Below are 21,717 nucleotides of genomic sequence, written 5' to 3' on the forward strand. Positions count from 1 at the left end.
TGTGGACGCGCTGCAATTGACGCAGAAGCTGATCGGCTTCGACACGACGAGCCGCGGCTCCAACCTCGCGCTGATCGATTTCGTTTCGGAGATGCTGGAGGCGGCCGGCGCGCGCTGCCGCCGCACCTTCGACGACGGCCGCACCAAGGCGAACCTGTTCGCGAGCTTCGGGCCCGACGCGCCGGGCGGCTATGTGCTCTCCGGCCATACCGACGTGGTGCCGGTCGACGGACAGGACTGGTCATCCGACCCGTTCAAGGCGGAGGTGCGCGGCGACAAGCTGTTCGGGCGCGGCGCCTGCGACATGAAGGGCTTCCTCGGCGTGGCACTGTCGCTGCTGCCGCAGATCGCGCGGGCCAGGCTGACGCGGCCGATCCATTTCGCGCTGTCCTATGACGAGGAAGTCGGCTGCGTCGGGGTGCGCGGCCTGCTCGAGGACCTGAAGGCGGCGGAGATCCGCCCCGCGCTCGCCATCGTGGGAGAGCCGACCCTCATGGCGGTGGTCGGCGCGCACAAGGCGGGCGCGGTGCTGCACACCCATTGCCACGGCCGCGAGGGCCATTCGAGCGCACCGGAGAAAGGCGCCAATGCGGTGATGATGGCGGGCGAGTTCGTCGCGCTGCTGGACGCGGTGTGGAACGAGCTGCGCGCCGATGCCGATCCGCGTTTCGACCCGCCGCACACGACCCTGCAGGCGAACATGATCGCCGGCGGCTCGGCGGTGAACATCCTGGCGCGTGACGCGACGGTGACCTGGGAATACCGCGCCTTGCCCGACCGCGACGTGGACAGGATCGTCGAGACGGTGCGGGCGCGTGCCGATGCGGCGATCCTGCCGAAATACCGCGCCCGGGCCGCCGAGGCGCGCTTCGACACCGTGCTGCATGCGAGCTACCCGGGACTGGTGCTGGACGAGACGTCGCCCGCGGTGGCGCTGGCGCGCGAGATCAGCGGCGCCAACGCTGTCGAGACGGTCGCCTATGGCACGGAAGCGGGACATTTCCAGCGCGCCGGCATTCCGGCGGTGATCTGCGGCCCCGGCTCGATCGAGCAGGCGCACAAGGCGGATGAATTCGTGGCGCTGCGCGAGCTCGAGACATGCGAGACGTTCCTGCGCAAGGTGATCGCGAGGGCGGCGGCGTGAGCGATCTCCTGCCCGAGCGGGTCGAGGTGGTGGGGCTCGACCATGTCTATCTGACGGTGTCGGAGCTGGCGCGCTCGGAGGCGTTCTACGACACGGTGCTGGGGCTGCTCGATTTCCGCAAGCTCGACGCGCCGGTCGGCGGCGCGCCGCACCGCCACTACTTCAACAGGATCATGCAGATCAGCATCCGCCCCGCGCAGGGCGGCAAGCACAATCCCTATGCGCCCGGGCTGCACCATCTGTGCCTGCAGGTCGCGGACGCGGCGGCGGTCGACACGCTGGCGCGCCTGCTGAAGGCGGCGGGGATCGAGACGACGGCGCCGGCCCTCTATCCGGAATATGCCGATGACTATTACGCGATCTTCTTCGGCGATCCGGACGGCCTGCGGCACGAGGTCGTGGCGCGGCGGGCGCGGCGCAAGCTGGCGGTCGAACGCTGGAACGAGCTGACCACCTGGCTCAATCCCTGGGCGGCGCTGAAGCGCTGAGCGCAGCGCGCAGGTCGTCGGCGGTCCTGAACTGCGTCGCACGCCAGCCGAAGGCGGTCGCGGCTTCGACATTCGCGAGGGCATCGTCGAGGAAGATCACTTCATCCGGGACGCGGACCGGCAGCCGCGCCTGGACGCGCGCGTAGAACGCCCGGTCCGGCTTCAGCGCGCCCAGCGCGGCGGAATAGAGCATGCCGTCGAAATGACGGGCGAGGCCGAGCGTCTCCATCAGATAGCGGGCGCGGTTGTGTTCCTGCACCGTGGCGAGCCAGGCTTGGCCGCCTTGCGCCCGCCAGGCATCGACCTGCGCCAGCACGGCGTCATCGAGCGCCGCGTCGCCGGCGAACCAGTAATCGACGAAGGCGCGCGGACTCGCCGCGCAGCCGAGCTCCGGCCAGACGCGTTCGAGCACCGCCAGCATCTCGGTCTCGCCGGCGGCGATGCGGCGCCAATGGGGCGCGAAGAAGCGTTTGTGCAGCCGTTCGGGATCGAGGCCGAGGTCGCGTTCGAGATTCCTGTCCCAGCGGCCGCCCTCCGCGTGCCCGCGCACCACCACGCCGTCGCAATCCAGGACCAGAACCGCCATCGCCGCCTTCCGCTTGAGCCGTCATGCCAGCCGGCCATACACTCGCCGGCCACGCAAGACAGGTCCGGCATGTCGCGCAGGTTTCTGCTCATTCTGTCCATCGTGGTCGTCGCCGGCGCCGGCGCGATCTTCGGCTTCGTGCAGATCGACCGCGCCAATTTCGGCATTCCGCGCTTCTATGTCTGGCGCGCGCTGGGCGGCCAGTTCCATGGGGGCCATCGCGCAGCCGTCAACGGCGTGAGCATCTACTACGAGACCTATGGCAGCGGGCCGCCGGTGCTGGTGCTGCACGGCGCGGGCGCGTTCCTCGAGACCATGCACTACTTCATCGGCGGTCTCAGCGGGACCCACACTGTGATCGCCGTCGACAGCCGCGGCCAGGGCCGCTCGACCGACGGACCGGAGCCGCTCACCTATGGCCGGATGGGCGACGACATGATCGCGCTGCTGGATACGCTGCATATCGGGCAGGCGGACGTGGTGGGATGGAGCGATGGCGGGATCGTCGGCCTCGACATGGCGATGAAGGGCCGCGTGCGCCGGCTGATCGCGATCGGTGGGAACTACGACGCGAACGGCGTCGACAAAAGCCAGGTCACGCCCGCGACGTTCGACGCGGAGATCAATGAGGTGCGGCCGTTCTACGAGGCCATCGCACCGGACCCGAAGCATTTCCCGGTGATGGTGCGCAAGATCCGCACCCTGATCGAGACCGAGCCGCACTACACGCCCGCGCAACTGGGGCGGATCAAGGCGCGGGTGCTGATCGTCGCGGGCGCGCATGACGCGATCCTGCGGGCGCACACCGACGCGCTGGCGCACGCCATCCCGGGCGCGACGGAGATCATCGTGCCGGGCGCGAGCCATTTCGGGCCGCTGGAGCAGCCGGATGTCTACAACGCGATCGCGGTGGCGTTCTTGAAATAACGCTCGTCCACAGCGAAGCGGGGCGGCGGATCGGCCCGTGGTGCCGAGACGGAGGGGGCAAGCGCCCAACCGCCCCTCCACGATCGCTTCGCGATGGTCCCCCGCTGCGCGGTGGAGGAGCTAGAGACGCTACTTGCTCGCGCCTTCCAGCGTCTTCGGATCGATCGCGTGCACCGTGCCGCAGAACTCGCAGCGGGCGCGGATCATGCCATCGGGATCGGCGAGGCCGTCGCGGTCCTTGGGGCTGTAGGACTTCAGCACGGCGGAAATCCGGCTGGTGTCGCAGCCGCAGCGGAATTCGACCGGCTGGAAGGGCTGCACCCGCGTCTCGTCCTCGTGGAACAGCCGCCACAGCAACTGCTCGGCCGGAAGCTCGGTGTCGAGCAGTTCGAGATCCTCGACCGAAGCGAGGAACATCGACAGGCGCTCCCAATCGTCGTCGGCGCCCAGGCCGTCCGGCGTCGCCTGCAGCATGATGCCGCCCGCGCGCCAGGTCGGCTCCGGCCTGCCCGCGACGAACAGCGGCCCGGCCGCGAGACGCAACACGGTCGGCAATTGCTCCGACTGCGCGAAATAGGTTTCGGCGGAAGCGGCGACGCCGGCGGGATTGAGCTCGACGATGCCCTGATAGGTCTTGCCGCCGCGCCGCGGCTCGATGGTGATCGCCATCGAGCCGTCGCCGGCCAGCGCCTCGAACGCCACCGGCGCCGGCAGGTCGGCGAAGCGCTGGGCATCGAGCCGGCCATAGCCGCGCAAGCCGATCGGCACGTCGCCATCGGCGCCGTAGTAGTCGGCGGTGATCAGGTCGAGCGGGCCGTCGCTCTTGGTCTGCACCGTCAGGCGGCCGTCGAGCTTGAGCGCGGTGCCGAGGATCGCCGCCAGCGCGAGCGCTTCGCCGGTGGCGCGCGCCGCAGGCTCCGGCAGGGCATGCGCCGACAGCGCACGGGTCGCGGTGGCGTCGAGCCGCACGAAGCGGCCGCGCAGGCCGACTTCCGGCAGGTCGAACGGCAGGACGAAGTCGGCCGCAGGGGCGTGGCGATAGGGTTTTTCGGGCATGGGGTGGTTATATGGGGCACCCCCGGCCGCTTTTCAATCGCGGCTAGCGACGGCGCGCGGCGCCGAAGAGATAGCGAAAGCCCAGCATCGCCGCGACGCCGATGCCGATGGGCCCGCCGCCGACGAGAAAGCCGAGGCCGGCGCCGACAATCGGTATGGCGATCAGCACCATCAGCGCGATGCGCGCCGCGCGACCCAGGACGGCGTCGCGGCGCAGGACGCGCTCGATCCGCGCCACCGCCGCGGGCCGGCCGCGGTCGCCCAGCCATTTGGCGTAATAGGCGAATTCCGCCGCGCGCGCCTTGAGTTCCGCCGTCGTCGCCTGCGCGACGTTGAACCAAGCGGGCTTGCCGGCGACGATCGCGGCGACGCGCCGCGTGCGGCGCCGCGCGATCCACCTGTGCCACCAGCGGTCCGGCTCGCCGCGCCGCTTGCGTCCGCCGATCCCTCCCGCCAGGGCGGCGATGTTGCGATACCAGAGTTCCGCCTCCAGCTTGGCGCTCGCCGCATTGCGCGCGCGCGAGAGGCGGTCCGAGGCCTTGGGGAACACATCCCAGCCGACCCGCTGCATGGCGGCGATGAACGCGCCGCCCGCGATCGCGGGATCGGCCGTCATCGCCGCCAGGATGCGCTCAGCGAGATATTCGCGCGCCCCGAAGGTGAAGGCGCCGTTGGCGAGGCCCCGGTCGTTGACCTCGAAGGCATCGGCATAGCGCCGGTCGCGCAGTGCGGCGTCCATCGCATGCACCAGCAGCGTGGCCTCGTCGGGCTCTGGCGGTGCGGCCGGCGCAGGCACGGGCGTGGGACGCGGCTGCGGGACGGGCACGGCCGGCGGCGTCGCGGGCGTCTCCGCGATCTCTTCCGCGACGGCGGCGGCGTCCTCCTGCGCCGTCAGAACCGCCACCGCGCCGCGCTCGGCATGGTGCAGCGCGCCCTCGAAGGCGCGGCGCAAGGTCTGGAACGACCGCGCGTCCGGATCGGGGCCCAGCGCGCGCAGCTTCTGCGCATAGGCGCGGCGGATCGCCTTGGCGTCCGTCGTCGGCGCGATCCCCAGCGTCTTCCACATGGTCAGCGCAGCGCGTTGGTGTCGACCATGTCGAGCTGCTTGTCGAGGGCCGCGCGCGCCGCCGCGATGGCGTCGAGGTCCTGGCTCTCGATCACCATGGAGAAGGCATCGAGCCACTGGCCCACCGCCAAACGGACGTCGCCCAGCGATTCCTGGAAGATGCGCTCGGCCCGCGCGACGACCGCGACGTTCTGCGCCTCGTCGCGCGGATGCACTTTGAGCCTGGCCAGACCCGCCAGCCGCGTCGCGATCTCCTCGCGCGTGAGCACGCCCGGATTGCCCTCGATCAGCAGGTTGGCGCGCGCCCCGTTGCTGAGCACCGTCACGTCGACGTCGAGCAGGCCGCTGGAGTCGTAGGAGAAGCGCACTTCGAGCCGCTCCTTGCCCGCCGGCGCGCGCGGCACGTAGCACAGGAGCTCGCCGAGCCGGACATTGTCGCGCACGAAGCGCGCCTCGCCCTGATAAATCGGCACCAGCACGCGATCCTGGTTGTCGCTCAGCGTGCTCAGGACATGCGAGCGGCTGGCGGGGATCATCGTGTTGCGCTCGATGATGGGCAGGAACAGGCCCTGCAGCAGGGCGCCGTTCTCGGTCCGGTTGGAGATCTCGACGCCCAGCGTGAACGGTGCGACGTCGGTGAGGACATGCTCCTCGAGGCCTTTGCCGCCCGCCAGCAGGCCGGCGCGCACCGCGGCGCCGCGCGCCACCACCTCGTCGGGATTGATGTGCGAGACCGGCAGCTGGCGGAACAGCCGCGCCACCAGCTTGCGGAACAGCGGCATGCGGGTCGCGCCGCCGGCGAAGACGATGCGGTCGATCTTGTCCGGCGCGATGCGCGCGTCGCGCAGCGCACGCTCCAGCGGCTGGCGCACCTTGGCCAGCAGCGGCTCGCCGAGCCGGTCGAAGGCGTCGCGGGTCAGCGTCCAGCTGACGGGCTTGCCCTCATAGTTGAGGGTGAGGGTCGCCTCCTCCTTCTCGCTCAGCAGGCGCTTGGCGAGCTCGGCCTGGCGGCGCAGCGTCGCGTGCACCGCGAGGCCTTCGGCGAGCGGCGGGATGCCCGCGGCCTTGCCGGCCTCGGCCAGGAAGGCGGCGACGATGGCGTCGGTGAAATCCTCGCCGCCCAGCCAGATGTCGCCGGCGGTCGCCTTGACCTCCATGATGCCTTCGAAGGAATGCAGCAGCGAGATGTCGAGCGTGCCGCCGCCCAGGTCGATCACCAGCACGGTGCTCTCGTCCTCGCCGAGCGTGAAGCCGTAGGCGAGCGCCGCGGCGGTCGGCTCGGTGAGGAGGCGGTCGACTTTCAGGCCGGCGAGCTGCGCCGCCGCCTTGGTCGCCTTGCGCTGGGCGTCGTTGAAATAGGCGGGGACGGTGACGACGGCCTCGGTGACGGGTTCGCCGAGGAAGGCCTCGGCATCGGATTTGAGGGCGCGCAGCACCAGGGCCGAAAGCTCGTCGGCACGATAGGTCTTCTTGCCGACGGGGATGGCGCGGTCGGTGCCCATGTAGCGCTTGAAGAACGCGGCGGCGGAGCCGGGATGGCTGACCATGCGGTCGCGCGCCGGCTGGCCGACGAGGATGTTGCCGCCGTCGTCGGCCGCGACGACGGATGGGGTCAGGTATTGCCCGAGCGCATTGGGGATGAGGGTTGCTTCACCCTCCCGCCAGACGCCGATCAGGCTGTTGGTGGTGCCGAGGTCTATGCCGACGATCATGATGGTCGCGAGGATGGCACGGAATGCGAGCGGGCGAAAACCTGCGATTGGTCACAGGATTGCGACGGCGTCGTGCGCCAACAGGCTCTCGGTCACTTTTTGAGTTCAAAGGCGATGCAGGTATATTTTCCGAGCGGGGCTACCCCTCCACCTCAAATTGTCATGGCCCGCGAATGCGGGCCACCCAGGTGACGGCCGCTGTGTCGAAGACTTACTACGTCTATATTCTTGCGAGTAAGCGTAACGGCACGCTCTATATCGGCGTCACCAACGATCTTGCTCGGCGCGTTTGGGAACATAAGCAGGGCTTGGTCGAAGGGTTTACGAAGAAGCATCACGTGACGACGTTGGTCTACTATGAGGTCTTCGATGACATCGGCTTCGCTATCGCACGCGAGACGCGATTGAAGAAATACAAACGCGAATGGAAGATCAATTTGATCCAGGTACGGAATGTCGAATGGGAGGATTTATATGAGACGCTGTCCTGATCCTTGATGCTGGGCCAACCAGTTGGTGATCAATTCCTTCGACAGCTCGGCGGCGTCACCTGGGTGGCCCGCATTCGCGGGCCATGACACCGAAGGATTGGGGCTCGGAGCTCGAATTTTCATTGCCGTCGCTTTCCAGCACGCCGTTTCAGGCCGCGATAGGGCTTTCGGTCGATTGGCCGACACCCGATTTTGCTACCCCAGCGCCCACACCAGCACGGCCTTCTGCGCGTGCAGGCGGTTCTCCGCTTCGTCGAACACGACCGAGTGCGGGCCGTCCAGGACCTCGTCCGTCACCTCTTCGCCGCGATGCGCCGGCAGGCAGTGCATGAAGATCGCGTCCTTCGCGGCATGTGCCATCAGCCGCTCGTTCGCCTGATAGGGCTTGAGCAGGTTGTGGCGCTGGCGCGTCGTGTCCTCGTCGCCCATCGAGACCCAGGTGTCGGCGATCACGCAGTCCGCGCCGTCCAGCGCCGCCTCGGGGTCGCTCATGAACTGCACCTTGGCGCCGGCGGCCTCGGCCCATTGGCGCAGGCTCTCGCGCGGCGCCAGCTCTTTCGGCGTCGCGATGCGGAAGGTGAAGCCCAGCGTCGCCGCGGCATGCACCCAGCTCGCCTGGACGTTGTTGGAGTCGCCGGTCCACGCGATCGTGCGGCCCTGGATCGGACCGCGATGCTCCTCGAAGGTCATGATGTCGGCGAGCACCTGGCAGGGATGGCTGAGCTTGGTCATGCCGTTGATCACCGGCACGGTCGAGTTGTCGGCCAGCTCGTGCAGCATGTCCTGGTCGAGGGTGCGGATCATCACCGCGTCGACATAGCGCGACAGCACGCGCGCCGTGTCGGCCATGGTCTCGCCGCGGCCGAGCTGCATCTCGGCGCCGGTCAGCATGAGCGTCTTGCCGCCGAGCTGCTGCATGCCGACATCGAAGGAGATGCGGGTGCGGGTGGACGGCTTGTCGAAGATCAGCGCCAGCATCCGGCCGGCGAGCGGACGGTCGGCATCCTCCACGCCCTTGGGCAGATGGGCGCGCGCGTCCTTGCGCCGGCGGGCGTCGGCGATCAGCGCCGTCAGCGTCGCGGCGTCGAAATCGCTGAGGTCGAGGAAATGCTTCACCGTCCCGACCCGTCCCGTTGGCGCGTTCATGCCGCCACCGTCCTGGCCTGGGCCTCGAAATCCGCCGCGGCGGCCGAGAGCAGCGCGACGCCCTCGCGCACCTGTTCCTCGCCGATGACCAGCGGCGGCAACAGGCGCACGACGTTTTCGCCCGCGCCGACGATCAGCAGGCCGTGCTTGCGCGCGGCGGCGACGAACTCGACATTGGAGACGCGCAGCTTGAGGCCAAGCATCAGGCCCTCGCCGCGCAACTCCTCGAACACCGTGGGATGTTCGGCGATCAGGCCGGAGAGCCGCTGGCGCATATAACCGCCGACCTGCTGCACATGCTCGAGGAAGCCGGGCTCCAGCACCATATCGACCGCTTCGTTGCCGACCGCCATGCCCAGCGGATTGCCGCCATAGGTCGAGCCATGCGTGCCGGCCGTCATGCCCTTGGCGGCTTCGGCGGTGGCGAGGCAGGCGCCGAGCGGGAAGCCGCCGCCGATGCCCTTGGCGACGCACATGATGTCCGGCGCGATGCCCACCCATTCATGGGCGAAGAACTTGCCGGTGCGGCCGACGCCGCACTGGATCTCATCGAGGATCAGCAGCAGGCCGCGTTCGTCGCAGATCCGGCGCAGGGCGCGCAGGAAATCCGGCGGCATGGGATGCAGTCCGCCCTCGCCCTGGATCGGCTCGATCATCAGCGCGGCGGTCGCCGGGGTGATGGCGGCTTCCAGCGCCTTGAGATCGTTGGGCGGCACCTGGTCGAAGCCCTCGACCTTCGGCCCGAAGCCTTCGAGATATTTCTCCTGCCCGCCGGCGGCGATGCCCGCCATGGTGCGGCCGTGGAACGCGCCCACGAAGGTGATGATGCGGAATTTCTCGGGATGGCCGCTTACATAATGATAGCGGCGCGCCATCTTGAAGGCGCATTCGCAGGCCTCGGCGCCGGAATTGGTGAAGAACACCGTGTCGGCGAAGGTCGAATCGACCAGCTTCTTCGACAGGCTCTCCTGCCCGGGCACGCGGTAGAGGTTGGAGGTGTGCCACAGCCGATTCGCCTGCGCCGTCAGCGCGGAGACCAGTCGCGGATGGGCATGGCCGAAGGCGTTGACGGCGATGCCGGCGCCGAAATCCAGATAGCGACGGCCGTCCTCGGCAAACAGATACGCTCCTTCGCCACGGACGAAGGCGACATCCGCCCGATTGTAGGTCGGCAAAACCGAGGGAAACACTGGACTCTCCATCGCTGGGATCGCGGAACGCGGCGCGGACAAGTCCCCGCGCAAGGCGCGGTTTATCTACTCAAACCGCATGACGGGCAAGCGAATGGCCCCCATGCGTGCGACTCACCATGTTGTGGACAAGGGCTTGCGGCACCCCTGTGCCGCTTGTGCGTTATGACGGCAGCGATACGATATCTTGTGGCCTTAGCCATCAGGAGCCGCTTGTGACCCAATTGCTGAACTGGACCGACGATCGCGTCGAACAGCTCAAGAACCTCTGGACCGAAGGGCTCTCCGCGAGCCAGATCGCCCGCGCGCTGGGCGGGGTGACCCGCAACGCCGTGATCGGCAAGGTCCACCGCCTCGGCCTCGCCGGCCGGGCCAGCCCGTCGCGCACCGAACGCCCCCGCCTGCCCATGGCGCCGAAGGTCTCGCTGCGCCAGCACACCCCGCCCGCCCCGGTGGTCGAGGAGGATCCGCTGACGCTGGCGGACGGCAACCACGCGACGGTGCTGACCATCAACGACCGGATGTGCCGTTGGCCGATCGGCGATCCTTCGGCCGACGCGTTCCATTTCTGCGGCCGCAGCCCGAAATCCGGCTCGCCCTATTGCGAGGCGCATGCGCGCAAGGCGTATCAGCCCCAGCAGCAGCGCCGTGACCGCGGACGAATGGCCGGCTGAAGACTCTGTGCTAGGCTTGGCGCCATGAGAGACCGTGCCGCCGAGCCTGTGCCTGCCGTCAAGCGCGACGCCGCGATCACGCGTCTGCTGCGCGAGGCCTGGGCCGAGATGGAGCGGGGCGGCGGGGCGTCGCTCGCGTTGCTCGACCGGCTGCTGGCGGAGACGAGACTGTCATCGGGGTTGTATCATTAGTCTTCCTGCCCGCGCGGGCGGACGTCCGGGAGCGAGCGGTTCGATGACCAGCATCTACGATTTCTCGGCCAAGACCTTGCAGGGAAAGGATGTGCCGCTCGCGGAGTTTCGCGGCAAGCCGATGCTGATCGTCAACACCGCGAGCAAATGCGGGTTCACGCCGCAATATGAAGGGCTCGAAGAGCTCTACAAGGCGCATCGCGACCAGGGGCTCGTGGTGCTGGGCTTTCCCTGCAACCAGTTCGGGGCGCAGGAGCCGGGCAGCGCCGAGGAGATCGGCGCGTTCTGCCAGGTCAATTACGGGGTGAGCTTTCCGATGTTCGCCAAGATCGACGTCAACGGACCGGCGGAGCATCCGCTCTACACCTTCCTGAAGAACGAGAAGCGCGGCCTGGGCTGGCGCGGCATCAAATGGAATTTCACGAAATTCCTGGTGAACCGCGAGGGCAAGGTGGTGGGCCGCTTCGCGCCGACCACCAAGCCGAAGGACATCGAAGGCGCGATCGCCAAGGTGCTCTGACGCCGTGCGCGAGGCGTGGCAGCGGGCGGATGCGGCGATCACGCTGGGCGCGGCCGAGGCAGCCGAGCTTCTGCGCCCCGCCCTCGGCGACGTCGCGGTGGCGGCGCTGGAGCCGCTGGGCGGCGGAAAATCCAACACCAATATCCGTGTGCGGCTGAGCGGCGCGCCGCACGACGTCGTGCTGCGGCTCTACCAGCGCGACCCAGGGCAGATGCGGAAGGAAGCGGCGCTGTCGCGGCGTCTGGCCGGGCAGGTGCCCGTGCCCGTCTATCGCCATTGCGGCACGCGCCCAGTGAATGGTGCGGCCTATGCCGTGGTGGCATGGATCGAGGGCCGCCCGCTGGAGGCGATGGCGCGCGGCGCGGGCGAGAGCGACCTGCGCTTTGCGGGGCACGAGGTCGGCCGCGTGCTCGCCGCGATCCACGGCGTCACCTTCGCACAGGCCGGCTTCCTCGACGGTGATCTGAACATCCATCCGTTTCCCGGCGGCAGCTCTTCGGCTGGGTTCCTTGCGACCACGTTCGAGGGCATCGCGGGCGAGCGGCTGGGCCGCCCGCTCGCGGCAGAGGTCGTGGCCTTCGCCGAGGCCAATGAGCACCGCCTCGCCGCATGGTCGCAGCCGCCGCGGCTGACGCATTTCGATTTCGGCGGCAGCAATATCCTGCTGCGCGACGATTTCTCGGTCGCGGCCGTGGTGGACTGGGAATTCGCCGCCAGCGCGTCGCCGCCGCCGGATTTCGGCAACCTGCTGCGCCCGCCGCTCGGCCTTAGCACCGCATTCGTCGAGGGCGTGGCGGACGGCTATCGCGCCGCGGGCGGCTTCCTGCCGGAGGATTGGCGCGCGCTGACGCGGCTCGCCGACATGTCGGCCTGGGCGGACTTCCTCTCGCGCCCCTTCGCCGGCGACGCACTCATCGCGGATGCGCAGCAGATCCTGCGGCAGACGATTGCTCCGGTATCCGGACACGCCACGCCATGATCAAGGTATCGACATTGGCGCCGCTGCCGTCGGCATAGGCTTTGCCGGCCATCCGGCCGTGCTGGGTGATGAAATCGTTGTCGCTGCCGACAAGCAAAATATATTCGCCGGGTTGCTCCGCGGGCGCCAATGCCAGGCTTTCCCACTTCTCGTAGAGATCATGGGCGTCCGCCGGTGCCCCGTTGTGCAGTCCAAAGCGGCCGAGCTGACCGTTGTCGTTCAGGTCGACAAAATCCGCCATGGCCGCCGGCATGATATCGCCGCGCAGGATGCCGTTCGGCGCGATGCTGCCGGCAGCGTCATCATAGCGGCCCGCGATGTCCGTGGCGCCTTGCACATCCACCAGCACGACCTTGCGGTAAAGCGAGGCCGGGCGCTTCGACGCGAGCCCGCCGCCGCTGTCGCGGCACAGAAGCAGGAAGCGATGATCGTCGATGGCCAGAAGTTCGCTTTGCGCGGCAACATTGGTCTTTCCGCCCGCCTCATATAGCGGCAGCTGAAGCGCATACTCATGGATCAAACGGGGCGTGGCCGTGATGTCATACGCGAGCAGGCGGACATTGCGGCGCGTGGCGGCGACATTGCCGGCGTCGAGGTCCTGGCGCAGCGCGCTCTGGTTGACGACGAACAAGGTATGGCCGTCGGGGCTGACGCTCATGCCCTCGAAGCCTTGATTGTTCTGCCGGCCCGTTTCGGGATTGCCGGTGTCGACTGCGCTGCCCGCCGGAGGGCTGTTGGCGGAGAAATTCTCCTGGCCGTCGCGCCGCGGAATGAACGCCTCGGGCGGCCGCAGGGCTCCAATCATGCGCCCCTGTGCATTGTAGCGATACACATAGGGTCCATACTCGTCGCCGATCCAGAAGCCGTCCTTTCCGTCCGGTGCGATGGCTTCATCGTCCAGACTGACGCGACCATCGGCCGAGACCGGCAGGTCGGGAATTGCGCCGGCCGCGGGACGCACAGCAACGGGGTCGAAGCCGGTTGTCGGCATCCCCTTGTCGTCCGTCAGAAGAAGGCTCTTCTTGAGAGCAAGGGTCAGTTGGCCTTCATGTCCCGGCGCATCGTAGTCGGGCAACAGGCTGATATCGAACTTTTGCACCCGCGCCCGGTAATCGACGCTGCCGGCGGTGTTCCAGCCTCGATCCGGCAAAAGATCGAGATGCGCGACGAATGTCTTCCCCACACGACGCCAGCTATGCGGCACAAGCATCATGCCCGAGCCCATGCCGCCCAGCGTCTCGCCCTGCATGTCCAGGGCATCCGAAGCGATGCGCCCAACCCCGACGAGCTGCGGCCGGGTGGCGGACTCTTCCCCGCCGGCGAAGGCGGGGAAGGCCGGTAAGAGACACAACAGGATCAGCGCGGCGCGCATGCGCTCACAACCCGGCGCTGATGGTGGCAAATATCTGCCGCGGCGCCGACGAGTGGAATACCAGGATGCTGCCGGCGGGATCGCTCGGCGCGAACACGCTGTTGTCGAAGTTCGCCGCGTAGCGCACATCGGTCAGGTTGGTGACGTTCAGCGCCAGCCTCGCGCCGCTCAGCGGGCCGATGGCGTCGAAGTCGTAACCGAGGCCGAGGTCGAACGTGGTGTAGGCGCCGAAGCCCTGGTCGTTGGTGTAGGTGTAGTAGCGCCGGCCGGTGAACTTGCCCGCCAGCGAAGCCCAGAAACCGCCCTGTCTCAGGTTCAGCACGCTGGCATACATCTGCTTCGGCGTATCCACCTGCTGCTTGCCGGCCGTGGCGTAGAGCACGCAGGTGGTCGTGCAGAAGTTGAGGTCCTGATTGTAGGTGGTCTCGTTGAGCGAGGCCGAATTGTACCAGCTCAGCCACGCCAGCGGCTGCCACAGCACGGCGAGTTCCGCGCCCTTGCTCGTGACGCTGCCGGCATTGTGGAAGGAGTTGCCGCAGCCCGGGTTTTGCTGCTGGTTTGTCGGACAGGGGTTGTACTGCAACAGGCGGTTCTTGAAATCCACGTCGTACAGCGCCAGCGAAAGCTGCAGCTGGTCGCCCACATAGCGGTAGCCGCCGTCGAAGCTCTTCGAGGTCTCGGGCTTCAACGTCTTCCCCTGCACGTCCCAGACGGCCTGCGAAACCGATTGTGGGCCGAGTTTGAAGCCGCCCTGGAACATCGCCATGTTCTCGGAGTAGCTCGCATACACTTCGTGCCCGGGCGCGAACTTCCAGCGCACGCCCGCCTCCGGCATGAAATTGTCCTTGGCCGTCAGCGAACCGGTCGCGAACTGGCTGGACGCCGGCGGCGGCGTCACGGCGATGCCGCGTTCGGCCTGGGCGTCCGACTTCGCGTCGGTGCTCTTGAAGCCGAAATCGATGCTCAGCGCGTCATCGAACAGCGTCACGGTGTCCTGAAGGTAGAATTGCTGCGTGTTCCAGGTGGTCTGCTGCACCCACTGGGCGGTATTCGGCTGGCCCTTCAGGAAATGCGCCAGGCTGAACGGCCCCGTGACATTGGTCCAGATATAGCGCGCGGCGCTGCTGGTGTTCTCCTCCAGCCAGAAGCCCGCCTGGATGTGGTTGAAGTAGAGATCATATGTCAGGCTTCCGAGCACGCCGTCGCGGTTGATGGTGTAGCGCGTGTCGCGGACCTGGACCGGCAGGTCGTCGGCCGTGGACGCCGTGCCCTGGGTGGACAAGCCGGTGATGAAGTTGTTGCCGGCGCCCTTGTCGGTGTGGCGATATACCTGCAAGCGCGCGCTGAGGGAATCGGTGAAGGCGTAGTCGCCGGCGAGATAGAACAGGTCGTCGTTGCGCAGGATCTGGCCGTTGGTGAAGGTGACGTCGGCGAGCTTTTCCGGCGCCGTCGAGGTGACGCAGTTGGCTGCCAGCGAAGGCACGCCGCATGCGGCGCGGTTGACATAGTCCTGCCAGTCCGGCGCGTAGCCGCCCCAATCCGGGCCGAGGCGCGAGAGCATGTCCTTCGACAGGTAGGGGTCGTCGGCCTGGTTGGTGCGCGAAAGGTCCGCGAAGGCCGTGATCGTGCCGCCGTCGAACTTGTACTGCGCCTTGCCGTTGAGCTGCTTGCCGGTGGACTGGTTGTAGGCCCGCTGGTCTACGAACAGATCCTGCTGGCTGTACTGCCCGGAGACATAGGCCGAAAAGCCGTCGTACTCGCCGGTATCGAAGCGCAGGAAGGTGCGCGCGCCATCGTCGCTGCCGACGCTCTGGCTTGCCGCGAGCCCCAGCTCCTCGTGCGGGGCGCTGGACGCATAGGTCAGCGCACCGCCGAGGTTGCTGGTCGAGGCGACGCTGAGACCGGCGATGCCGGTCGCGAGATCGGCGCGGCCGAGGTTCTCGGAGATCAGGGCACGGCTGATCGTGAGGCCGTTGTAGTTGTTGTAGGCGCCATCGCCGAGCGGCATGCCGTCGAGCGTGTAGCCGAGATGCGTGGTGCTGAAGCCGCGCACCTGGAGGGACAGCGACTGTTCATTGACGCCCAGCGCGTCGATCGACTGCGCCATCACGCCCGGCAGGACGTTCAGCGCCTTCTGCACGCTGGCGCCGGGCGGCAGCACATCGAGGTTGGCCGGCAGCAGGGTCGAGACCGAGCGGGTCTCGCCGGCGCCCATGACGACGACGGTCTCGACTTCGCTGCCGTCCGTCGCCGTGGACGGCGCATCCGCCGCCTCCGCTTGGGCTGTAAACATGAAACAACTGATAACCCCGAACGCGACAGCGGACTTCAGCAACATTCTGCCCTCACTTGCACAAAGCGCCGCGGGACTTGCGTCCGCGGCGCCGGATGTCGTTAGAGGCAGAGCTATTTCACAGGTTGATTGCGCTTTTGTAACGGCTATCAGCCGCGCAGTGACGCGGTCGGGCGCGCAGGTGATGCGGTTAATCGGAGGCCTTGATCCCCCACCGTCATGGGCGCCCGGGACGATCTTTCTTGCGATGCGATCGAGTCCGGAATTCAGCGCGCGCCGTGGATCCAGAAATTGATCGCGAAGCGCGACTCCGCGAAGCGGCCCGACGGCACCGCGACGGGCCGTACCTCGTGCGGCATGAACGAGGGGAAGAACAGCATGCTGTTGTGCCTCGGTTCGATGTCGATGAACTGCGCCTCAGGTCCGCGCGCCATCAGCTGGTGCAGCCGCAAGGCGCCGCCCGAGAAGCCTTTCGGCCGGGCGTGGAGATAATAGACGCCGCTCAAGAGGCGCCGGGTGGGCATGTCGGTCCGGGCACGCAGGAAATCGATATGGCGCGTGAGGAAGGCGCCGTCGCCATGCGCGACCAGCGAAAGCTCCGCGCGGACGGGCTCGAACGGCTCCATGCCGAGCGCCGCCGTCAGTTCGGGGGCCAGGGGCATGACATGGGCCTTGAGCACATCCTTGATGCTCCCCAGCTCGGGCAGCATCAGCGAAATGCGCCAGGTCGGATCGAACTCGACACCGTGCGGGCGGTTGACCTCGGACGGCACGAACCGGCTTTCGCGCGCGATCGCGAAGGCGAGAAGCTCGTCGGCCAGCGCGGCCGGCAACAGGTCATGCCGGAGCTGGTAGGGCGGCAGGTAGACGGTTCGCGCGGGCGCCGGATCGGGCATGCGCCGGAGGATAGCAACAAATCGGGATTGGCGGCGATACCGTCCAACCCTCCCCTTGAGGGAGGGTTGGAGATCAATTCGCCAATGCGTCGTCCAGCGAGTAGCCGGCGGAGCGGACGGTGCGGATCGGGTCGCGCACGCCGTCGACATAGAGCGCCTTGCGCAGGCGGCCGACATGGACGTCGACCGTGCGCGCCTCGACATAGACGTCGGAGCCCCAGACCGCATCGAGCAGCTGCTCGCGGCTGAAGACGCGGCCCGGATGCTGGATCAGGTGGTCGAGCAGCTTGTACTCGGTCGGACCCAGATGCACTTCCTTGCCGGCGCGGCGCACGCGGTGCGCGGCGCGGTCCATCTCGATATCGCCGATCGCCACCGTGTCGGGGGCGAGGCTCGGGCGGATGCGGCGCATCACGGCGCGCAGCCGCGCCAGCAGCTCGGTCATCGAGAACGGCTTGGTCAGGTAGTCGTCGGCGCCGGTGTCGAGGCCGCGGATGCGGTCGCTCTCCTCACCGCGGGCGGTGAGCATGATGATCGGGACGTTGCGGGTCTCCTGGCGGCCGCGCAGGCGGCGGCAGACCTCGATGCCGGAGAGCTGCGGCAGCATCCAGTCGAGCAGGACGAGATCGGGCTTCTCCTCCGCGGCGATCAGCAGCGCTTCCTCGCCGTCCTGCGCCTCGAGCACGCGATAGCCTTCGCGCTCCAGATTGTAGCGCAGCAGCGTGATGAGAGCGCCTTCGTCCTCGGCGATCAGGACGCTTGGCTTGAGACTCATGATTTCCTCTCGAAGGGCACCGTCGTCTCGGACGTCGTGTCGGCCTTGGGCCGGTTGCTGGACAGATGGTCGGCGCGCACCATGTGGTAGACGACTTCGGCGATGTTGGTCGCGTGATCGCCGCTGCGCTCGATGTTCTTGGCGATGAACAGAAGATGGGTCGAGGAGCCGATGGTGCGCGGATCCTCCATCATGTAGGTCAGCAGCTCGCGGAACAGGCTGTTGTAGGTCTCGTCGATCTCGCCGTCCTGCTTCCACACCGCTTCGGCGGCCTCGGCGTTGCGGTCGGAATAGGCGTCGAGCACCTGCTTGAGCTGCGCCAGGGCCTGCTTGCCCATGCGGGCGAGCGAAGCGGTGAGCCGCATCGGCGGCTCGCGGTTGAGCACGATGGCGCGCTTGGCGATGTTCTTGGCGAGATCGCCGATGCGTTCCAGCTCGGAGGCGATCTTGATCGCGGCCAGGGTTTCGCGCAGGTCGACGGCCATGGGCTGGCGCAGGGCGAGGAGCTTGAGCGCCTTGTCCTCGATGTCGATCTGGAGCTGGTCGATGCGGACGTCGCCGCCCACCGCGCTCTCGGCAAGGCTGGTGTCGCGGCGCGCGATCGCGTCGACCGCGGCGGCGAACTGCGCCTCGGCGAGGCCGCCCATCTGCGCGATGGAGGCGGACAATTGCTCGAGCTGATCGCTGAAGGCCTTAACTGTGTGATCGTTCATGTGTTTTGTCCGACTCTGCGCCTTGAGGGGCCTGGCAGGTGATTAGCGCCCCAGCCGCATGGATATGCGACAATTCTATAACACTTCCGTGACACCGGCGGGTGCGGCGCCCGGCGCGATGGGCAGCAGGACGGTAAACGCGCTGCCCTCCCCGGCCCGGCTCTCGATGGTGAGGCGGCCCTGATGCCGGTTCACGATGTGCTTGACGATGGCCAAACCGAGCCCGGTGCCGCCTTTTTCGCGGCTGCGCTTGACGTCGACGCGGTAGAAACGCTCGGTCAGCCGCGGGATGGCGTCGGGCGCGATGCCCTCGCCGTCGTCGCGGATGGTGACCGCGAGCTGCGATGCCGCACCGCGGCCGCCCGAGGCCGGCGCCGGCACGATGCTGGCCCAGACATGCCCCCCGGTCCGGCCATATTTGATCGCGTTGTGGATCAGGTTCTGGAAGAGCTGGATCAGCTCGTCACGGTCGCCGGTGATCGACGGCAGGCCGGGCGCCGCGTTCAGCTCCAGCGCGATGTCGTCGATCCTGGCCAGCGGGCTGAGCGCCGCGAAGGCCTCGCGCAGGATGGTCTCGAGCGAGACCTTGCCGGAGGGACGGACATGCTCGTTCAGCTCGATGCGGGTGAGCGACAGCAGGTCCTCGATCAGGCGGCGCATGCGGCCGGCCTCGACCGCCATGATGTCGAGGAAGCGGTCGCGCGCCTGGGCGTCGTCGCGGGCATGGCCTTTCAGCGTGTCGATGAAGCCGGACACTGCGGCGAGCGGGGTGCGCAGCTCATGGCTGGCATTGGCGACGAAGTCGGCGCGCATCTGCTCGGTGCGCTTGATCGCGGTGAGGTCGTGCAGCAGTAGCGCGGTCACCGGGGGCTGCGACGCCAGATGCGTGACATAGGCTTGGTAGTGCCGCGTCACAGGCACCGGGGTGACGAATTCGACGGTGGCGTTCTCGCCGGTCGCGGTGGAATGCGCGATCGCCTCCAGCACCGAGGGCGTGCGCAGCAGCAGCGAGACGTGCTTGTTCTCGGGCGCGACGCCGATCACCGTATACATCGCGGCATTGGCGAACAGCACGCGGCCGGCCGGATCGAGCAGCATCAGCGGATCGGGCAAATGCGCCAGAACTTCGCGCGCCAGCGGCGACAGCGCGGACTTCCCCGGATCGCCGAGCTCGGCCCGCTGCTCCAGCAGATGCAGGCGGCCCTGGCGGGCGATGAACGACACCAGCAGCGCGACCGCAATCCCGCCGGCGACGACGATCGCCAGCGTCTGCGCGCCGTACAGCAGCGCCAGCGCGCCGCCCCCGGCGATGCCGAGCAGGGCGGGCCAGAGGATGCGGGCGATGGTGGACCAGTAGGTTTGAATCGGAATCATGCGGGTTCGCTTACAAGGCGCCGCATCTTAGACGGTTTCGTGACGGTGCGACGAGTTACGCACGGCGGCCGCGTATCTTCGCTCATGCGCGATCAGCCAGCGCTTGCGCTCCAGGCCCCCGCCATATCCGGTCAGGGAACCGTCGCTGCCCAGTACGCGGTGGCACGGCACGACGATGGCGACCGGGTTCGCGCCGTTCGCAAGGCCGACCGCACGCGTCGCCGAAGGCTTGCCCATCTTGGCGGCGAGCGCGCCATAGCTGGTCGTGGTGCCGGGCGCGATCTTGCGAAGATTCGTCCAGCAGGCGCGCTGGAATTCGGTGCCGTGCGGCGCGACCGCGATCGCGTCGAGGGCGGCGATGTCGCCGTTGAAATATGAGTCGAGCTGTGCGGAGAGCCCGGCAGGGTTGGCTGTCTCCCGCATCGCGCGGTCGGCGAAGCGGCGCGCGAAATCGCGGCGCCAGCGCTCGGGCTTGTCGGCGAATTCGAGGGCCCGCAACACGCCGTCGCCGTCCGCGACCAGCAGGATCTCGCCGATGGGTGTCGCGACATGGTCGAGGAAGAGCATATTCTCGGTCATCGTTCGCTGCTCATGTTCACCTCCCTCTTGCGGGGAGGTGAAAACGCGGTCAAACCCGCTCGCCATCGGCGGTCCACAGATGTTGCGCGGCATAGGCACGCCAGGGGCGCCAGGTCTCGGCGCGGGCGAGGAGCGCCTTTGGCGTCGGCCGCTTGCCCGCCTCCGCAACCAGCGGGCTGCGCAGCAGCGCGACATCGGCGGCGGGGAACGCATCGCTGTCGCGCAGCGCCCGCAAGGCCCAGTACTGCGCGGTCCACGGACCGAAGCCGGGCAGCGCGAGGAGCTTCGCGATGGTCTCCTCATAGGAGCCTGCAGGCTCGATCAGCTTGGGATCGGCCGCGACCGCGCCGGCGAGCGCCGCAAGCGCCGCGATCCGCGCGCGCGGCATGCCGAGCGTCGACAGATCGGCCACCGCCATCCGCGTCGCGGCCGGGAAGACGCGGTTCAGGCGCGCGTCGCCGCTGATCTCGGGTGCGACGGGACTGCCCGCGAGGCCGACGATCGTCACCGCGAGCTTGCGCGCGCCGGCGACCGTGATCTGCTGGCCGAGGATGGCGCGCACCGCGAGCTCGAAGCCGTCCCAGGCGCCCGGCGTGCGCAAGCCCGGGCGGCGCGCGATCAGCGGCGCCAGCGCGCTGTCGCCCGACAGATGCGCGCCGATGGTCTGGATGTCCGCGTCGAGGTCGAACAGCCGGCGCAGCCGCGCGACGATGGCGAGCAGCGCGGTGACGCGCGGAAAGCGGATCGTCGCCTCCAGATGGTTCCGGCCCGGCGCGACCTGGACGGCGCCGAACAGGCCGTCGATCTGGATGGTGCGGGCATAGCGGTCCTTCTCGACCAGCTCGACGCCCGCGATGGCGCGCTGGCCCAGGAAGGCGAGGATCGCGTCCCAGTCATAGGGCGCGCGATAGCCGAGGCGCAAGGTGACGCTGGACAGCATCGCCGGTCTGCCCGAGTGGCGGCGCAGATCGCGCGGCGCGCGGCGGTAAAGCTTCCGAAACGCGTCGTTGAAGCGGCGGACCGAGCCGAAGCCTGCGGCGTCGGCGACCGCGGCCATCGGCAGGCGTGTCTCCTGGATCAATTGCTTGGCGAACAGCACGCGGCGGGTCTGCGCCACGGCGATGGGCGGCGCGCCCAGATGCTTGTCGAACAGCCGGCGCAATTGTCGCTCGCCGACGCCCAGCCGCTCGCAGAGCGCGGCGAGCGAGGCCTCGTCGCCGTCGAGCCCGCCTTCGGCGATCAGCGCCAGCGCGCGGCTGACGGTGTTCGACGTGCCGCGCCACGCGGCGGCGTCGGGCGAGATCTCGGGGCGGCAGCGCAGGCAGGGGCGGAAGCCGGCTTCCTGCGCCGCGGCCGCGCTGGGCCAGAAGGTGACGTTCTCACGCTTGGGCGTGCGCGCCGGGCAGATGGGGCGGCAATAGATGCCCGTCGTCTTCACGCCGACGAAGAGCCGCCCGTCGAAACGGGCGTCGCGCGTCGCGATGGCGCGATAGCAGATGTCGTCGGCAAGCCCGTCCATCGCCCTGGTATAGCGCAGCCGGAGG

Annotated in this window: 22 protein-coding genes; 8 read left to right on the forward strand and 14 right to left on the reverse strand. The window is 68.2% G+C overall.

Annotated elements, in window-relative coordinates:
• Nucleotide 1: 1 nt before the first annotated feature.
• A complete protein-coding gene (gene argE / locus WDM91_09365) occupies nt 2–1,144 on the forward strand; it encodes an acetylornithine deacetylase (GenBank protein ID MEI9994790.1) in 1,143 nt (380 codons plus the stop codon).
• Complete coding sequence (locus WDM91_09370; protein MEI9994791.1) at nt 1,141–1,632, forward strand: VOC family protein; 492 nt, start codon at nt 1,141–1,143, stop codon at nt 1,630–1,632. The genes argE and WDM91_09370 overlap by 4 nt, the downstream gene beginning before the upstream one ends.
• On the opposite strand, the gene WDM91_09375 is transcribed toward WDM91_09370, so the two are convergent.
• Nucleotides 1,604–2,218, reverse strand: a complete 615-nt coding sequence (locus WDM91_09375; GenBank protein ID MEI9994792.1) for an HAD-IA family hydrolase — start codon at nt 2,216–2,218, stop codon at nt 1,604–1,606. The genes WDM91_09370 and WDM91_09375 overlap by 29 nt on opposite strands.
• Nucleotides 2,219–2,287: 69 nt before the next feature.
• Here WDM91_09375 and WDM91_09380 point away from each other — a divergent pair, with 69 nt between their 5' ends.
• Entirely contained in the window at nt 2,288–3,145 is an 858-nt protein-coding gene (locus WDM91_09380) for an alpha/beta fold hydrolase (protein MEI9994793.1), read from the forward strand.
• Nucleotides 3,146–3,274: 129 nt separating this feature from the next.
• On the opposite strand, the gene WDM91_09385 is transcribed toward WDM91_09380, so the two are convergent.
• Genes WDM91_09385 through WDM91_09395 form a run of 3 tightly spaced genes read right to left on the reverse strand, consistent with a single transcriptional unit; the run spans nt 3,275 to nt 6,979 of the window.
• Nucleotides 3,275–4,201 carry an Hsp33 family molecular chaperone HslO gene (locus WDM91_09385; protein ID MEI9994794.1) on the reverse strand — a complete coding sequence of 309 codons (927 nt, stop codon included), beginning with the start codon at nt 4,199–4,201 and terminating at the stop codon, nt 3,275–3,277.
• A gap of 43 nt (nt 4,202–4,244) precedes the next feature.
• A complete protein-coding gene (locus tag WDM91_09390) occupies nt 4,245–5,267 on the reverse strand; it encodes a hypothetical protein (protein ID MEI9994795.1) in 1,023 nt (340 codons plus the stop codon).
• 2 nt (nt 5,268–5,269) lie between these two features.
• Entirely contained in the window at nt 5,270–6,979 is a 1,710-nt protein-coding gene (locus WDM91_09395) for a molecular chaperone HscC (GenBank protein MEI9994796.1), read from the reverse strand.
• A 23-nt stretch (nt 6,980–7,002) separates the two neighbouring features.
• Here WDM91_09395 and WDM91_09400 point away from each other — a divergent pair, with 23 nt between their 5' ends.
• The gene (locus tag WDM91_09400; protein ID MEI9994797.1) at nt 7,003–7,470 is read left to right on the forward strand and encodes a GIY-YIG nuclease family protein; all 468 of its coding nucleotides are present in this window, start codon (nt 7,003–7,005) and stop codon (nt 7,468–7,470) included.
• Nucleotides 7,471–7,665: 195 nt separating this feature from the next.
• Here the strand turns inward: WDM91_09400 and argF are convergent, their stop codons facing one another.
• Complete coding sequence (argF, locus tag WDM91_09405; GenBank protein MEI9994798.1) at nt 7,666–8,616, reverse strand: ornithine carbamoyltransferase; 951 nt, start codon at nt 8,614–8,616, stop codon at nt 7,666–7,668.
• Nucleotides 8,613–9,806, reverse strand: a complete 1,194-nt coding sequence (locus tag WDM91_09410; protein MEI9994799.1) for an aspartate aminotransferase family protein — start codon at nt 9,804–9,806, stop codon at nt 8,613–8,615. Before WDM91_09410 ends, argF begins: the two co-directional genes overlap by 4 nt.
• 215 nt (nt 9,807–10,021) lie before the next feature.
• Here WDM91_09410 and WDM91_09415 point away from each other — a divergent pair, with 215 nt between their 5' ends.
• From WDM91_09415 to WDM91_09430, 4 genes are read left to right on the forward strand one after another with little or no spacing between them, the layout of a single operon-like run.
• Nucleotides 10,022–10,480 (forward strand): GcrA family cell cycle regulator, encoded by a 459-nt coding sequence (locus tag WDM91_09415; GenBank protein MEI9994800.1) that lies wholly within the window; start codon nt 10,022–10,024, stop codon nt 10,478–10,480.
• A gap of 24 nt (nt 10,481–10,504) precedes the next feature.
• Entirely contained in the window at nt 10,505–10,672 is a 168-nt protein-coding gene (locus WDM91_09420) for a hypothetical protein (GenBank protein MEI9994801.1), read from the forward strand.
• 43 nt (nt 10,673–10,715) lie between these two features.
• Nucleotides 10,716–11,192 carry a glutathione peroxidase gene (locus WDM91_09425; GenBank protein MEI9994802.1) on the forward strand — a complete coding sequence of 159 codons (477 nt, stop codon included), beginning with the start codon at nt 10,716–10,718 and terminating at the stop codon, nt 11,190–11,192.
• Nucleotides 11,193–11,196: 4 nt separating this feature from the next.
• Nucleotides 11,197–12,171, forward strand: coding sequence for a phosphotransferase (locus WDM91_09430; protein ID MEI9994803.1), 975 nt, complete (start codon nt 11,197–11,199; stop codon nt 12,169–12,171).
• Here WDM91_09430 and WDM91_09435 read toward each other — a convergent pair.
• The 8 genes from WDM91_09435 to WDM91_09470 form a co-directional block, all read right to left on the reverse strand.
• Nucleotides 12,104–13,543, reverse strand: coding sequence for an esterase-like activity of phytase family protein (locus WDM91_09435; GenBank protein MEI9994804.1), 1,440 nt, complete (start codon nt 13,541–13,543; stop codon nt 12,104–12,106). The genes WDM91_09430 and WDM91_09435 overlap by 68 nt on opposite strands.
• A 4-nt stretch (nt 13,544–13,547) precedes the next feature.
• Nucleotides 13,548–15,836, reverse strand: a complete 2,289-nt coding sequence (locus WDM91_09440) for a TonB-dependent receptor (GenBank protein ID MEI9994805.1) — start codon at nt 15,834–15,836, stop codon at nt 13,548–13,550.
• 266 nt (nt 15,837–16,102) lie between these two features.
• Complete coding sequence (locus tag WDM91_09445; protein MEI9994806.1) at nt 16,103–16,732, reverse strand: 2OG-Fe(II) oxygenase; 630 nt, start codon at nt 16,730–16,732, stop codon at nt 16,103–16,105.
• A 73-nt stretch (nt 16,733–16,805) separates the two neighbouring features.
• Complete coding sequence (phoB, locus tag WDM91_09450) at nt 16,806–17,507, reverse strand: phosphate regulon transcriptional regulator PhoB (protein MEI9994807.1); 702 nt, start codon at nt 17,505–17,507, stop codon at nt 16,806–16,808.
• Nucleotides 17,504–18,220 (reverse strand): phosphate signaling complex protein PhoU, encoded by a 717-nt coding sequence (gene phoU, locus WDM91_09455; GenBank protein MEI9994808.1) that lies wholly within the window; start codon nt 18,218–18,220, stop codon nt 17,504–17,506. Before phoU ends, phoB begins: the two co-directional genes overlap by 4 nt.
• Before the next feature lie 75 nt (nt 18,221–18,295).
• A complete protein-coding gene (locus tag WDM91_09460) occupies nt 18,296–19,594 on the reverse strand; it encodes an ATP-binding protein (GenBank protein MEI9994809.1) in 1,299 nt (432 codons plus the stop codon).
• 27 nt (nt 19,595–19,621) lie between these two features.
• The gene (locus WDM91_09465; GenBank protein MEI9994810.1) at nt 19,622–20,173 is read right to left on the reverse strand and encodes a methylated-DNA--[protein]-cysteine S-methyltransferase; all 552 of its coding nucleotides are present in this window, start codon (nt 20,171–20,173) and stop codon (nt 19,622–19,624) included.
• A gap of 49 nt (nt 20,174–20,222) precedes the next feature.
• Complete coding sequence (locus WDM91_09470; GenBank protein ID MEI9994811.1) at nt 20,223–21,692, reverse strand: AlkA N-terminal domain-containing protein; 1,470 nt, start codon at nt 21,690–21,692, stop codon at nt 20,223–20,225.
• Nucleotides 21,693–21,717: the final 25 nt, after the last annotated feature.

Origin of the sequence: Rhizomicrobium sp. (genome assembly GCA_037200385.1) — a bacterium.
Classification (GTDB): Bacteria; Pseudomonadota; Alphaproteobacteria; order Micropepsales; family Micropepsaceae; genus Rhizomicrobium.

Coding starts and splice junctions, on each gene's coding strand:
- WDM91_09375 (MEI9994792.1), bottom strand. CDS start 2,218: ATGGCGGTTCTGGTCCTGGATTGCGACGGCGTGGTGGTGCGCGGGCAC.
- WDM91_09380 (MEI9994793.1), top strand. CDS start 2,288: ATGTCGCGCAGGTTTCTGCTCATTCTGTCCATCGTGGTCGTCGCCGGC.
- WDM91_09385 (MEI9994794.1), bottom strand. CDS start 4,201: ATGCCCGAAAAACCCTATCGCCACGCCCCTGCGGCCGACTTCGTCCTG.
- WDM91_09390 (MEI9994795.1), bottom strand. CDS start 5,267: ATGTGGAAGACGCTGGGGATCGCGCCGACGACGGACGCCAAGGCGATC.
- WDM91_09395 (MEI9994796.1), bottom strand. CDS start 6,979: ATGATCGTCGGCATAGACCTCGGCACCACCAACAGCCTGATCGGCGTC.
- WDM91_09400 (MEI9994797.1), top strand. CDS start 7,003: ATGCGAGCGGGCGAAAACCTGCGATTGGTCACAGGATTGCGACGGCGT.
- argF (MEI9994798.1), bottom strand. CDS start 8,616: ATGAACGCGCCAACGGGACGGGTCGGGACGGTGAAGCATTTCCTCGAC.
- WDM91_09420 (MEI9994801.1), top strand. CDS start 10,505: ATGAGAGACCGTGCCGCCGAGCCTGTGCCTGCCGTCAAGCGCGACGCC.
- WDM91_09425 (MEI9994802.1), top strand. CDS start 10,716: ATGACCAGCATCTACGATTTCTCGGCCAAGACCTTGCAGGGAAAGGAT.
- WDM91_09435 (MEI9994804.1), bottom strand. CDS start 13,543: ATGCGCGCCGCGCTGATCCTGTTGTGTCTCTTACCGGCCTTCCCCGCC.
- WDM91_09440 (MEI9994805.1), bottom strand. CDS start 15,836: ATGTTTACAGCCCAAGCGGAGGCGGCGGATGCGCCGTCCACGGCGACG.
- WDM91_09445 (MEI9994806.1), bottom strand. CDS start 16,732: ATGCCCGATCCGGCGCCCGCGCGAACCGTCTACCTGCCGCCCTACCAG.
- phoB (MEI9994807.1), bottom strand. CDS start 17,507: ATGAGTCTCAAGCCAAGCGTCCTGATCGCCGAGGACGAAGGCGCTCTC.
- phoU (MEI9994808.1), bottom strand. CDS start 18,220: ATGAACGATCACACAGTTAAGGCCTTCAGCGATCAGCTCGAGCAATTG.
- WDM91_09460 (MEI9994809.1), bottom strand. CDS start 19,594: ATGATTCCGATTCAAACCTACTGGTCCACCATCGCCCGCATCCTCTGG.
- WDM91_09465 (MEI9994810.1), bottom strand. CDS start 20,173: ATGACCGAGAATATGCTCTTCCTCGACCATGTCGCGACACCCATCGGC.
- WDM91_09470 (MEI9994811.1), bottom strand. CDS start 21,692: ATGGACGGGCTTGCCGACGACATCTGCTATCGCGCCATCGCGACGCGC.